Consider the following 12,704-nt stretch of genomic DNA (forward strand, 5'->3'; position numbering starts at 1 on the left):
TTGGGGTCGCGACCGGACAGGGGTGTGGGGCCGCGCGGGTGCGCGGCCGCACGTCAGTCCGTGGCCGCGGCGAGGGCGGCAGCCACGATGTCGAGGCCTTCGTTCAGCAGGTTGTCGCCGATCGAGAGCGGAGGGAGGAAGCGGATGACGTTGCCGTACGTTCCGCAGGTGAGCACGATGACGCCCTGGGCGATGCAGGCCTTGGCGACGGCTGCCGTGAGAGCGGCGTTCGGAGCCTTGGTCTCGGGGTCGACGAACTCGGCGGCGATCATCGCGCCGTGGCCGCGGACGTCGCCGACGCGGGGGTCGTTCTGCTGGATCGCGGTGAGGCGGTCCGTGAGGATGGAGCCGATCTCGCGCGCACGCTCGATCACGCCGTCGTTCTCGAACACGTCGATCGAGGCGAGGGCCGCAGCGCAGGCGATCGGGTTGCCGCCGTACGTGCCGCCGAGTCCGCCGGAGTGCGAGGCGTCCATGATCTCGGAACGGCCGGTCACCGCCGCGAGCGGAAGGCCGCCCGCGATGCCCTTGGCCGTCGTGATCAGGTCGGGCTCGATGCCGAAGATCTCGCTCGCGAACATGTGCCCCGTGCGGGCGAAGCCGGTCTGCACCTCGTCGGCGATGAAGACGACGCCGTTCGCGCGGCACCAGTCGACGATCGCGGGGAGGAAGCCGTCGGCGGGGACGATGAAGCCGCCCTCGCCCTGGATCGGCTCGATGATGACCGCGGCCAGGTTGTCGGCGCCGATCTGCTTCTCGAGCTGGAGGATGACGCGGGCGGCGGCCTCGCGGCCGTCGAGCCCATCGCGGAACGGGTACGACATCGGGGCGCGGTACACCTCGGGCGCGAAGGGTCCGAAGCCGCTCTTGTAGGGCATCGACTTGGCGGTGAGCGCCATCGTCAGGTTGGTGCGGCCGTGGTAGCCGTGGTCGAAGGCGACGACGGCCTGGCGGCCGGTGAACTTGCGGGCGATCTTGATCGCGTTCTCGACGGCCTCGGCACCGGAGTTGAACAGCGCGCTCTTCTTCGCGAAGTCACCGGGGGTGACGCGGTTGAGGGCCTCGGCGACACCGACGTACGACTCGTACGGCGAGATCATGAAGCAGGTGTGCGTGAACTGCGCAGCCTGCGCGGCGACGGCCGCGGCGACCTTGGGGTGCGCGTTGCCGACCGTGGTCACGGCGATGCCGGAGCCGAGGTCGATGAGCGAGTTGCCGTCGGCGTCCACCACGACGCCGCCGCCTGCGGCGACCGCTGCGATCGGGACCGTGTGTCCGACACCCGCGGCCACGGCATCCGCCTTGCGCGCGAGGATCTCGGCCGAGCGAGGGCCGGGGAGGTCCGTGACCAGGCGACGCTCCTGCGGGAGGTCGGGTCCGCCGAGAGGGACTGCGGGGGCTGCGGTGTCGAGGAGTGCCATGTTCGCGAGCGTACGGCGGCGGGGAAGCGCCTCGCACTCGCCGGGTCGTACAATCTAGATGAGGATTTCGCCCCACTGTACATTTCGGGAGTTCGCATGGCCGGAGAGGATCACCCGACGCTGCGGTCCCTGCTCCGCCGTCGCGATCTCGGGCTCGCGCTCGTCCCCCGCGAGGCCGATCTGGCGGACGGCGCACTCGACCGCCCGCTGCGCTGGGTGCACAGCTCGGACCTCGCCGATCCGACCCCGTTCCTGTCGGAGGATCTGGCGCTGCTGACCACGGGCACGCAGTTCGACGAGGCGGTCGGCATCGACACGTACGTCGGGCGCCTCTCCGACCGCGGCGTCCTCGGCCTCGGCTTCGGCACCGAGGTGCACCGCGCCGGCATCCCGGAGGAGCTCGTCGCGGCGTGCGCCACCCACGGGATGCCGCTGTTCACGGTGCCGTACCGCACGCCGTTCATCGCGGTCGCCCGCGCGCACTCCGAGGCCATCGCCGCGCAGGCCTATGCCCGACGCTCCTGGGCGCTGGACACCCAGCGCGCACTGGCCCTCGCGGCACTGCGCCCGAGCGGGCTCGAGGCGACGATCGCCGAGCTCGCGCGGCGGCTCGACGTCTGGGCCGGGATGTTCGACGCCGCGGGGGCCGTGCTGGTCTCGCATCCGCGGGATCGGATCGACGACCGCGTGCTCGATGCCCTGGGCGAGCGGGTGATGGAGATCCTCACCCGCGGGCTCGAGGCCGGACAGTCGCTCACCCTCGGCAACCACACCTTCATGCTGTTCACGGTGGGGCGCGGCGGCCATCTCCGCGGCGTGATCGCCCTGGCCGTCGACGCTCTCGACCCCGAGGCGCGGTCGGTCGTGACCTCGGTGATCGCGATGGCCGGGCTCGCCATGGAGCAGAGCGAGCAGCTGGCCCGGAGCCGTCGTCGTCTGCACGCGCAGCTCCTCGGATCGCTGCTCTCCGACGATCCGACCCTCGCCCGGCGGGTGCTGGGCAGCCTGCCGCCCGCCCCGGTTGTCGTGGCCGTCGCCGCGGACGCACCGGCCGGCGCGCTCACGGACTGGTGGGAGCGGCACCGCGTGGAGCACGGCACCCCCGTCTTCCTGGCCGAGTCCGAGGACGGCGTGACGATGTGCCTGTCCGCCGGTGACGAGGGCCTGCTCGACGAGGTCGCGGCGCGCTTCGGCATCCGCATCGGCGTCTCGGATCCGGACGGCTACGACGCGTTCGGCCGGGCGCACGCGCAGGCGCTCACGGCCCTGCGCCAGCAGGGGGTGCACGGCGTCGCACGCTACGCCGACACCGTGGGTTCGAGCATCCTCACGGCGCTGGCGACGGACGAGGCGCGCCTGGTGGCGGAGTCGCGCCTCGCACCGGTGCGCGAGCACGATGCCCGCACGGGTGCCGAGCTGGAGCGCTCGCTGCGCACCTGGCTCGAGCACGACGCGAGGGCCGAGTCCGCCGCGGCCGCGCTCGGCGTGCACCGGCACACCCTGCGCTCCCGCATCGCCCAGGCCGGCGCCCTGCTCGACATCGACCTCTCGACCTTCCCCGCCCGCGCCGAGCTCTGGACCATCCTGCAGACGGCTCGGGACTGAGCGCGGGAGCTAGTCCGCGGCGCTCTCCCCGAGATTGGCGGAGACGACCTCGAGGGCATGGGCGCGCGCCTGGACGGCATCCTCGCCACGCTCGGTGGTGACGGCCGCGGCGAAGACCTCCGCGAACACGAGGTACGCCACGCGGGAGGTGTGCTCGAGCTCGTCGCGGAAGCTCACCCCGGTCGGGGCGATCACGAGGGACAGCGTCGCGACCTCGGTCAGTGCCGACGCGGCGAATGACGTCAGCGCGATGACGGTCGCTCCGCCGCGCGCCGCCGCGGTCGCGACGCGCAGGCTCGCCTCGTTCGCTCCGGAGCCGCTCACCACGAGGCACACGTCCTCCGCCGTGAGGTGACGGGCGGCGATCTGCTGCGCGATGGCATCCGCGATGAACTCGGCCGAGCGTCCGGCCGCGGTCAGCCGCATCGCGAGGTCGTTCGCGATCGGCGACGACAGTCCGTTCGCCAGCACGAGCAGGCGACGGGCGGAGGCCGAGAGGCGCACGGCCTCGGCGACCGCATCCGGATCCAGCAGGCTGGCGAGGGCGGGCAGCGAGCCGGCGAGTCGGTCGATCTCGCCGCGCATGCGACCGAGCACGCCCGGTCCGTGGTCGACCGCCGCCTCGCCCGGACTGCTGCCCAGCTCGGCGGCGAGCGCGACGCGCAGCTGCGGATACCCGCGGTAGCCGAAGCTCTGACAGGTGCGGACGACCGTGGCGCGGCCGACTCCGGCGCGGTCGGCGAGCTCCTGCGCGGTCCACTCCACGACTTCATCGGCCGATTCGACGATCAGCTCGGCGACGTGGCGCTCGGCCGGCTGCAGGGTGTTGAGCACCGCGGCGATGCGCGCGGTGGGCGGGGCGCTAGGCGAGAACACGGCTGCGGGCTCCCTCCATGATCCGGCGGCGGATGGCTCCGGATGCGGCATCGATCAGCATCGTCACCACGACGACCACGATGAGCAGGACACCCACCGTCGACCACTCACGGTACTGGGTGTACGAGGTCAGCATGTCGCCGATTCCGCCGACGCCGATCAGCCCGAGCACCGCCGAGGAGCGCACGTTGATCTCGAAGCGGTAGAGCCAGAACGACCAGAACGCCGGTTCGGCCTGCGGCCACACTCCCCAACGCAGCACCTGGAGGGTGCCGCCGCCGGCCGCGCGCGCCGCTTCGATGGGTCCACGGGGCACGGCCTCGACCGCCTCGTACCCCCACTTCCCGAGGGTGCCGACGCCGTTGATGGCGAGGGCGAGCGCGCCCGTGAACGGTGTGAGGCCCGTGACCGAGAGGATCACGATCGCGATGATGATCTCCGGTACGGCGCGGATCAGCGAGAAGAGTCCGCGCAGCAGCGCCCGGAGCCAGGCCGGCCCGAACCCGCGGGCGGCGAGCAGGCTCAGCGGGGTGGCGAGCAGGATGCCGAGGATCGTGCCGACCCAGGCCATCTCGATGCTGCGCCACGTCTGCCACAGCGCCTCCGGCAGCTTCTCCCAGTTCGGCGCGGAGAACATCAGGAACGTGTACCGGATGATCTCGGACGGCAGGTCGGCGAGACGGGACCAGTCGATGTCGATCGACCAGAACGCGAGCACCACGATGCCGGTGACGAGCGCCCACCCGGCGATCAGCCAGGGACGCCGGGGCTTGGCGGGGACGGTGAGCGCCGCACTCATACGAGCCTCCGTCGGATGGCGTCCGAGACGAGGTCGATCACGATGACGACGATGAGGATCTCCAGGATGATGAGCGAGAGCTGGTCGTAGCGGTAGAAGGTGCGCACCGCGTCGATGAGCAGGCCCATGCCGCCGGCGCCGACGAGGCCGAGCACGGTCGAGGCGCGCACGTTCAGCTCGAACACGTACAGGGTCTGGTTCGCGAACGCCGGCCACGCGTCGGGCAGGGCGAGCGTGCGGTTGATCTTGGTCTGCGTCGCCCCGACCGCGCGCCCGGCCTCGAGGGGTCCGCGGTCGTTGGTGTCGATCGCCTCGGACACGAGCTTCACGATGATGCCCACGTTGAACAGCAGCAGCGCCAGGATGCCGGGGAGCGCGCCCACACCGACCATCGCGACGAGGATGGCCGCGTACAGCAGGTCGGGGACGCTGCGGATGACGTTGAGGATGCCGCGCACGATGATGCGCGCCGGGGCGTTCGGGTTGGTGGCGCGCGCGGCCCAGAAGCTGAGCGGCAGCGAGACGGCCGCGCCGATGGCGGTGGCGATCACGGCCATCTGCAGCGTCTCGATCAGCGGCGGGATGGTGCGGGGGAAGAAGCTCCAGTCGGGCAGGAGCAGCTTGATGATCTTGTCGGCGCCGTTCTGCCAGTTGCGTGCGATGGCCGAGAAGTCGACGCCGATGCCGATCACCGGCAGGCACATCAGCACGGTGACCGCCACGACCGCGGCGACGATCACCGGGCCCTTCCACGCGCCTGCCGGGCGTGCGGGGACGTCGAGGACCGGAGGGTTCGGGTCGATGCTCATACGTCCAGCCGGTCGTCGGGGGTGAGCGAGCGGCCGTAGATGCTCTCGAAGTCGGCGTCGGTCGCACTCGTGGCCGGCCCGTCGTAGACGACCTCGCCGGCGCGCATGCCGATCATCCGTGCGCCGTACTCGCGCGCGAGGTCGAGCAGGTGCAGGTTGACGAGCACCGTGATGCCGAGGTCGCGGTTGATCCGGCGCAGGTCGTTCATGACCCCGTGAGCGGTCGGCGGGTCGAGGCTCGCGACCGGCTCGTCGGCGAGGACGATGCGGGGTTCCTGCGCGAGGGCGCGGGCGATCGCGACCCGTTGCTGCTGTCCGCCCGAGAGCTCGGAGGCGCGGGAGTGCAGCTTGGGCAGGATGCCGACGCGATCGAGTGCCTGGTAGGCGAGCTGCTTGTCGGCCTCCGGGTAGGCGCCGAGGAGCGTGCGCCACAGGGGCGTGTGGGCGAGGCGTCCGACGAGCACGTTCTGCAGCACGCTCGCGCGTCCCGCCAGGTTGAAGCCCTGGAAGACCATGCCGATGTCGCCGCGGAGCCGGCGGAGGGTGCGCGGCGAGGCGCCGCTCACGCGGTGCTCCCCCACATCGAGGGTGCCGCTCGTGACGGGCACGAGGCCGTTGATCGTGCGGATGAGCGTGGACTTGCCGGATCCGGAGAGCCCGACGACGGCGACCATCTCGCCGGCGGCGATGTCGAGCGACACCCTGTTCAGGCCGACGGTGCCGTTGGGATAGCGCACCGTGACCTCGTCGAGGCGGATGGACCACGGCGTGGACGCCGCAGCCGGAGCTGCGGCGTCCACGTGCTGGATCTGATCGGACAACTTACTGGAGCCCCAGGGCCTGCGCGGCACGGGCGACGACGTCGAGCGAGTCGGGGTCGGCCGGGGCGAGCTTGGTGATCGAGTAGATGCTGGTGAGGATCTCGGAGCCCTCGGGGGTGTTCGAGAAGTCCTCGAGCGCCTTCGTGATGCGGTCCTGCAGCTCGGGCGAGAGGTCGGACGAGAGCGCGACGCCGTCGTTCGGGATCTCCTCGGTCATCGCGAACACGACGACCTTCTGGCCGACGTCGGGGGTGTCCTTCGCGACGATCGTGCGCGCGTCCCAGAAGCTGAAGCCGACCTCGGCGTCGCCGTTGTAGACCGCGAGCACCGAGGCATCGTTCGCGGTGACGGGGATCTGCTGGATGTCGGTGTCGGTGTCGAGGCCCGCCTCCTGCAGCGCGAGGATCGGGTAGATGTAGCCGGCGGGCGAACCGGGGCCGAGGACGGCGACCTTCGCGCCCTTGACCTTGTCGATGCTGTCCAGGCCCGCCGGGCCCGTCATCGCGTCGGCGCCGTTGCAGAACAGCATCCCGTCGCGCTCGACCGGCTCGTCGTCGCAGTACTTGTCGGGGTTGTTCGTCATGAACTGCGCCGGGTAGGTGATGTTGCCGTTGCGCTCAGTCTGCAGCACGACCTTCGCGTCGTACATGTCGTTCGCCTGCCACAGCTGCAGCGACGGCAGGAAGCCGATCTGCGCCTGGCCGGCACCCATCGCCTCGACGGCGGCCTGGTAGTCCTTCGACACGACGCCGGTGACCTCGATGCCGAGCTCCTTCGTCAGGTAGTCGGTCAGGGGCGCGGCGGTGTCGACGAGCCCGTCCTGGTCCTGCGAGGGCACGAGTGCGAGCACGATCGAGTCGGGGTCGGCGGCCGGAGCGGAGGACTCGCCGGGTGCGGCGGTACTGCCGGAGCAGCCCGCGAGCGCCACGGTCAGCAGGGCGCCGACCGCGACGAGGCCCGCTGCGGAGGAGCGGAAGAGAGAGGTACGCATGTTCATCCTTCGATGGGTGGGTGTGTGAGGGAGGGAGGGGTCTCAGCCGCGCAGCCAGGCTTCGAGCTGGGGCACCAGCGTCGAGAACTCGGCGGCGCGGAAGGTGGGGGTGGCGTCGGGGTCGGAGAACCCGCCGATCAGAGCCGTCGCATGGCCACGGGCATGAGCGGGAGCCAGGTCGTTGTGCCAGATGTCGCCGATGCTCAGCACCCGCGCATCGGCCGGGAGCTCGGCGAGCAGGGCGTCGAGCCCGCGGGGCTTGCCAGCGCCGGTGACGATCCGGTCGAACAGCCCGCCGAGGCCGAGGGCGTCGAGGGCGTCGCCGATGCGGATGTCCGGCGCGTTCGTGACGAGGATCCGCTCGGCGTCGACCGACGCGAGGAAGTCGGCGAGACCGTCCGGAGCGCTGATCGGCGCGCCCTCGGTCCCCAGCTGCGCGCGGCTGGCGAGGTACGCGGCGCTGAGGAGGCGGGCATCCGCTCCCCTGGCCTCGGCCACGCGGCGCACGGCGTCGTAGCCGTCGAGGGAGTCGTCATCGGCGGCGGCCAGGACCGAGCGGATGTCGTCGATGAGGGAGCCGTCGTCGCCGAGGGCCGCGGCGACCTGCTGCGCGTAGGCGAGAACCGGACCGTCGCCGAGGGCGATCGTGCCGTCGAAATCGAAGAGGAGAATGGAGTTCACGGAGTTCTTTCTGTGGGGACGCTCCGTCCATCATCAGAAACGATTGTGGACAGAAAGTCCCGAGCGTGTGAACGCCGTGTGAACAATCCGTCCACAGGAGTCGCGTATGGTGAGCGCCGTGTCCGAACTCGACCAGCTCACCCGCGCGGCGCACCTCGCCGCCGACGGCACCGCCACCGGCGCACGCCTCGCCCTCGACGCCCTCCCCTGGCTCGGCGCGGCGCTCGACGACGATCACCGCACCGACCGCTTCATCGCATGGGGTCGATCGACGGTCATCGACGAGAACACGGGCACCGCGGTGATCCCCCGACCCCTGTTCGAGGACCTGCATGCGCGGGCCGGCGTGGCGTCGGACTGGCCGGTCGGAAATGCCGGAGTGCTGCACTGCTACGGCTACCTGCTGTCGCTCGAGGCGACGCCCTACGGACTCAAGCGGGACCGCTGGACCGAGGGCGCACTGGCCCGCGCGTGCGGCCTGACGACCGACGCGTTCCATCCCTGGCTCGAGGGGCCGACCCTGCTCGCGCGGGCCACCGCCGCGGCATCCACCCTCCTCGCGGCACCCGCGGCCGGCGCCACCCGGAGCGTCGACGCACGGCGCACCGTGCTCGCTCTCGGCGCAGCCCAGGGTCCGACCGCACTCGCCTATGCCGTCGCCCCGACCGCGGACGCCGCGCCGCTGCTGGTCACGATGTTCCCCGTCGCGGACGCGACCGGCCCGCTCGCGGACTTCACGACCGACGTGCGCCTGCGCTGGAACGCCGCCTAGGGCACCATCCGCACCGCGGCCAACAGCCGACGGCAGCGGACGACGTCGTCCGCCGTCTGGGCGATCAGCGCGTCGACGCCGTCGAACCGCAGCGTCGGCCGCAGTCGGGCGACGAGCGTCACGGCCAGACGCCGCCCATACAGGTCGAGGTCGGCGTCATGCAGATGCACCTCCACCCGCCTCTCCCGTGCGCCGGCGAACGTCGGATTCGCTCCGACGCTGACGCTCGCCGCCCGGGGGTGCGGATCTTCGTCGATCCGCACCCAGGCCGCGTAGATGCCGTCGGCGGGGAGGTCGCCGGGGTCCGTCGCCAGGTTCGCCGTCGGGAAGCCGAGCTCGCGTCCCCGACCGTCACCCGGGACGACGACGCCCGCGATCTCCCCGAGCGGCGGCGTGCTCACGCGCTCTCGGGGGCGGCGATCGAGCGGTAGCGGCTCTGGTGGAAGACGAGCGGCTCCACGTCGTCGAACAGGGTGATGTCGGCGATCTCGTACAGCGCGATCTCGTGGTCGCCGCCGTCGACGGTGCTGTGCAGGCGGCAGGTGAGCCAGAGCGCGGCATCCGAGATCAGCACCGCGCCGCCGTCGGTACGCTGCCAGGCGTGTCCGCCGAATCGGTCGCCCTCGCGGGCCGAGAGGGACCGGCTGAGGGGCTCGTGGTGGGCGGCGAGCACGCTCATGCCGAGTTCGGGGACCTCGCGCAGCACCGGCCAGGTCTTCGACGTGCGCGCCGCGCTGATCGCGACGAGCGCGGGTTCCAGCGAGATCGACGTGAAGGAGTTGACGGCCATCCCGACGGCACGGTCGTCGACGTGCGCGGCGAGGGCCACGACGCCGGTCGGGTACACCGAGAACGCCCGGCGGAGGGCGAGGTCGCGCGGCAGGGCGTCGGTCACGGCAGTCGTCATTTCGGCTTCCTTTCGTTAGTCAACTTTGACTAGTTCCGATAATAGGCAAGTTTGATCATGCAAACAACAGGAATCTGTGATGTCAGCCGTTAGCATGAGGGGCATGTCGACCACCCGCCTCGTCGTCCTCGGCGCCGTGAAGCAGTTCCAGCCCGTGCACGGGTACTTCCTCCGCCGCGAGCTCATGACCTGGCACGTCGACGAATGGGCGCACATCCAGCCCGGTTCGATCTACAACGCGCTGCGCGCCCTCGAAGTCGACGGCTACATCGCCGAGAGCGGCACCGAGGCGGAGGGCAAGCGGCCCGCCCGCACGACCTACCGCATCACTCCGGCGGGCGAGGTCGAGCTGCAGCGGATGCTGCGCGAGAACCTCTGGAACGTCGCGGCCTTCGACACGCAGGCCATCATGACCGTGGCCTCGTTCATGTTCGTGCTGAGCCGGCAGGAGGTGATCGCCGGGCTCGAGCACCGCCTCATCAAGAGCGACGCGATCATCACGCAGAACGGCTTCGATGTGCAGGACACGCTGCGCTCCGAGACCACGCCGAAGTACGTGCGGGAGATCTTCGACCTCTCGACGGCCCGGCTCACGGCCGAGAAGCAGTGGCTGCTCGACCTGCTGGAGCGGCTGCGCACCGGCGAGTACACGTTCGCGGGAGAGACGGCGGAGGACGCCGCGCCCGCCGACGCCGCACCCTCGGCCTAGCCGTCAGCGCGAGGCGACCAGGACCGCGATCGCCTCGGGCGAGAGCGCGGGGGTCGTCGCACCACGGTGCTGCGCCACGACGGCGCCGGCTGCGCACGCACGGACCAGGGCATCCTCGATCGGCTCCCCCTGGGCGAGCGCCGCGGCCAGGGCGCCGCAGAACGCGTCACCGGCCCCTGTCGTGTCGACGGGTTCGATCGGGAACGCGGCGATGGCGAGCGGATCGAGACCGCGGCGGTGCAGCGTCACTCCCCCGGCACCCCTCGTCAGCACCACCGTCCCGGCGCCGGCATCCTGCAGCCGGTCGATCCCGCCGAGCTCGGCGCATTCGGTCTCGTTCACCACGAGCACGTCCACGGCGGGGAGCATCCCGAGCGCCGCCTCGTGCGCCGGGGCGGCGTTCAGGATCGTGACGGCTCCGGCCGCGCGTCCCGCCCGCAGTGCCGCGGCCACACCGGCTGCGGGCACCTCGAGCTGCGCCAGCACGACGGCGGCTCCGGCGATCCCGGCGACCGCGTCCTCCGGATCCAGCTCGGCGTTCGCCCCCGCCGCGACCACGATGCTGTTGTCGCCGTCGTCGAGCGCGAGCACGTGGGCCACCCCGGTCGGGGCTTCGGCACTGCGGCGCAGGGCCGCGACGACGCCGGCATCCGTCAGGGTCCGCTCGAGCACGTCGGCGGCCTCGTCCCGCCCGACGACGCCGCAGAAGCGCGTCGGCGCCCCGCTGCGTGCGGAGGCGACGGCCTGGTTCAGCCCCTTGCCGCCGGAGAAGCGGCCACCGGCCCGACCGAGCAGAGTCTCGCCGACGCGTGGGGGGCGCGCCACCTCGACCACGAGGTCGAGGTTCGCGCTCCCCACGACGGCGACACCGGCGAGGGTGTCAGACACGCGACATCGTCCGCCGGTACTGCGAACCCGTGTGCGAGTCGGCGAGTGCCGGCGTCGGCGTGCCGACCAGGCGCTCGCGCAGCGACTGCGGCTCGGCCGAGGGCTCGGCGATCGCGCCGCGCTCCTTGAGGATGGGCAGCACGTGCTCGATGAAGTCGACGGTGGAGGCCGGCGGGATGACCGGGGCGAACAGGAACCCGTCGAGGTCGGCGCCGTCGGCGAGCTCGATCATCCGGTCCGCCACCTGCTCGGGTGTGCCGACGATCGGGCGCGCACCGACGCCGTGCGCGTGCCAGTCGCCGAGCACGTCGCCGACGGTCTTGTCGGCGAAGCGGGCGACCTGGGTCCGAGAGAGCTCGGTGCTGAGCTCCGACATCGGCGTGTTCGGGGCGTACGCCGACAGGTCGAGGCCGGTGAACCACGCGTACGAGGCCACCGTGACATCGGGGTTCTGCGCATCGGCGACCTCGGCGTACTTGCGTCGGGCCTCTTCCTCGGTGCTGCCCACCACGGCGGCGAACGCCGACATGATCTTCACGTCGTCGGCCGCGCGTCCGTTCTTCACGGCCTCCTCGCGGATCGCCGTGGAGTGGCTGCGGAGCTGCTCGACGGAGCCGCTGCCGACGAAGATCGCCTCACCGTGCTTGCCGCCGAACTCGCGGCCGGCCGGCGATGCCCCCGCCTGGAACAGCACCGGGGTGCCCTGCGGCGAGCGCGAGGTGTTGCCGTAGCCGTGCGAGCGGAAGTACGGGCCGTCGTGGGCGATGCGGTGCACCTTGGACGGGTCGGCGAAGCGGCCGGACTTGTCGCGCTCCAGGGCACCCTCCTCCCACGCCTGCTCCCACAGCTTGTAGACGACCTGCATGAAGTCGTCGGCCATGAGGTAGCGCTCGTCGTGGCCGACCATCGGCACGCCGAAGCCCTGCACCGCGGTGTCGGCCGTGCCGGTGGTGACCACGTTCCAGCCGATGCGCCCGCCGGAGAGGATGTCGAGCGTGGCCATGCGACGCGCGAAGGAGTAGGGCGGTTCGAGCAGGGTCGACCCGGTCGCGACGAGCCCCAGGCGCGTCGTCTCGGGGATGAGGGCGGCGAGGATGATCGCCGGGTCGAGTCGCGGCAGGTCGAGGCCCTCGACCGAGCAGATGTCGGGGCGCTCGCCCGCGACGTCGGCCCAGCCCCAGGCATCCGCGAGGAACAGGAAGTCGAACCCGGCGTCCTCGACCATGCGCGCGGTGTCGCGCCAGTACTCGAGCTTGTCGAAGAGGTAGCGCCCGTTGTCGGGGTGCCGCCAGGTCGCGGTGCCGGAGTCGTTCGCCTGGGCGTTCTCGAAGAGGCCGAGGCGCAGCTGCTTGACGGTGGTCTGATCGGTCATGTGCGGGTGCCTTCCTTGTGGGTGGTTCTGGTCGTTCGGGGATGCTTCCGGGC

Annotated in this window: 14 protein-coding genes; 3 read left to right on the forward strand and 11 right to left on the reverse strand. The window is 71.5% G+C overall.

All coding sequences use genetic code 11. The annotated features are described in order from the left end of the window. Window positions 1–53: 53 nt before the first annotated feature. On the reverse strand, window positions 54–1,421 hold the full coding sequence (gabT, locus tag MME74_RS13785) for a 4-aminobutyrate--2-oxoglutarate transaminase (protein ID WP_267415631.1): 1,368 nt from the start codon (window positions 1,419–1,421) through the stop codon (window positions 54–56). A 96-nt stretch (window positions 1,422–1,517) separates the two neighbouring features. Between gabT and MME74_RS13790 the strand changes: the two genes are divergently transcribed. Then, the gene (locus MME74_RS13790) at window positions 1,518–3,026 is read left to right on the forward strand and encodes a PucR family transcriptional regulator (protein ID WP_267415632.1); all 1,509 of its coding nucleotides are present in this window, start codon (window positions 1,518–1,520) and stop codon (window positions 3,024–3,026) included. Between the two features lie 9 nt (window positions 3,027–3,035). Here MME74_RS13790 and MME74_RS13795 read toward each other — a convergent pair whose 3' ends face one another. Genes MME74_RS13795 through MME74_RS13820 form a run of 6 tightly spaced genes read right to left on the reverse strand, consistent with a single transcriptional unit; the run spans window position 3,036 to window position 8,003 of the window. Further along, window positions 3,036–3,902, reverse strand: a complete 867-nt coding sequence (locus MME74_RS13795) for a MurR/RpiR family transcriptional regulator (RefSeq protein WP_267415633.1) — start codon at window positions 3,900–3,902, stop codon at window positions 3,036–3,038. Further along, window positions 3,889–4,701 carry a phosphonate ABC transporter, permease protein PhnE gene (gene phnE, locus MME74_RS13800; protein ID WP_267415634.1) on the reverse strand — a complete coding sequence of 271 codons (813 nt, stop codon included), beginning with the start codon at window positions 4,699–4,701 and terminating at the stop codon, window positions 3,889–3,891. Before phnE (MME74_RS13800) ends, MME74_RS13795 begins: the two co-directional genes overlap by 14 nt. After that, entirely contained in the window at window positions 4,698–5,510 is an 813-nt protein-coding gene (gene phnE, locus MME74_RS13805; RefSeq protein ID WP_267415635.1) for a phosphonate ABC transporter, permease protein PhnE, read from the reverse strand. The genes phnE (MME74_RS13800) and phnE (MME74_RS13805) overlap by 4 nt, the downstream gene beginning before the upstream one ends. Then, window positions 5,507–6,331 carry a phosphonate ABC transporter ATP-binding protein gene (gene phnC / locus MME74_RS13810; protein WP_267415636.1) on the reverse strand — a complete coding sequence of 275 codons (825 nt, stop codon included), beginning with the start codon at window positions 6,329–6,331 and terminating at the stop codon, window positions 5,507–5,509. The genes phnE (MME74_RS13805) and phnC overlap by 4 nt, the downstream gene beginning before the upstream one ends. A gap of 1 nt (window position 6,332) precedes the next feature. Further along, window positions 6,333–7,322: a phosphate/phosphite/phosphonate ABC transporter substrate-binding protein gene (gene phnD, locus MME74_RS13815; RefSeq protein ID WP_267415637.1), complete on the reverse strand. Its 990-nt coding sequence runs from the start codon at window positions 7,320–7,322 to the stop codon at window positions 6,333–6,335. A gap of 42 nt (window positions 7,323–7,364) precedes the next feature. Then, complete coding sequence (locus MME74_RS13820) at window positions 7,365–8,003, reverse strand: HAD family hydrolase (protein WP_267415638.1); 639 nt, start codon at window positions 8,001–8,003, stop codon at window positions 7,365–7,367. Window positions 8,004–8,121: 118 nt separating this feature from the next. On the opposite strand from MME74_RS13820, the gene MME74_RS13825 reads away from it, so the two are divergent. Then, the gene (locus MME74_RS13825) at window positions 8,122–8,775 is read left to right on the forward strand and encodes an amino acid deaminase (RefSeq protein WP_267415639.1); all 654 of its coding nucleotides are present in this window, start codon (window positions 8,122–8,124) and stop codon (window positions 8,773–8,775) included. Here MME74_RS13825 and MME74_RS13830 read toward each other — a convergent pair. Both MME74_RS13830 and MME74_RS13835 read right to left on the reverse strand, forming a co-directional pair. Further along, window positions 8,772–9,176, reverse strand: coding sequence for a riboflavin kinase (locus MME74_RS13830; RefSeq protein WP_267415640.1), 405 nt, complete (start codon window positions 9,174–9,176; stop codon window positions 8,772–8,774). The two genes, MME74_RS13825 and MME74_RS13830, sit on opposite strands and share 4 nt — an antisense overlap. Continuing rightward, the gene (locus tag MME74_RS13835) at window positions 9,173–9,682 is read right to left on the reverse strand and encodes a flavin reductase family protein (RefSeq protein ID WP_267415642.1); all 510 of its coding nucleotides are present in this window, start codon (window positions 9,680–9,682) and stop codon (window positions 9,173–9,175) included. Before MME74_RS13835 ends, MME74_RS13830 begins: the two co-directional genes overlap by 4 nt. 103 nt (window positions 9,683–9,785) lie before the next feature. Here MME74_RS13835 and MME74_RS13840 point away from each other — a divergent pair, with 103 nt between their 5' ends. Then, window positions 9,786–10,391 carry a PadR family transcriptional regulator gene (locus tag MME74_RS13840; protein WP_267415643.1) on the forward strand — a complete coding sequence of 202 codons (606 nt, stop codon included), beginning with the start codon at window positions 9,786–9,788 and terminating at the stop codon, window positions 10,389–10,391. 3 nt (window positions 10,392–10,394) lie between these two features. On the opposite strand, the gene MME74_RS13845 is transcribed toward MME74_RS13840, so the two are convergent. Together MME74_RS13845 and MME74_RS13850 are read right to left on the reverse strand one after the other, a co-directional pair. After that, window positions 10,395–11,279, reverse strand: coding sequence for a ribokinase (locus tag MME74_RS13845; RefSeq protein ID WP_267415644.1), 885 nt, complete (start codon window positions 11,277–11,279; stop codon window positions 10,395–10,397). Then, entirely contained in the window at window positions 11,272–12,651 is a 1,380-nt protein-coding gene (locus tag MME74_RS13850) for an NtaA/DmoA family FMN-dependent monooxygenase (protein WP_267415645.1), read from the reverse strand. The genes MME74_RS13845 and MME74_RS13850 overlap by 8 nt, the downstream gene beginning before the upstream one ends. Window positions 12,652–12,704: the final 53 nt, after the last annotated feature.

Source organism: Microbacterium oxydans, from assembly GCF_026559675.1.
Lineage (GTDB): Bacteria > Actinomycetota > Actinomycetes > Actinomycetales > Microbacteriaceae > Microbacterium > Microbacterium oxydans_D.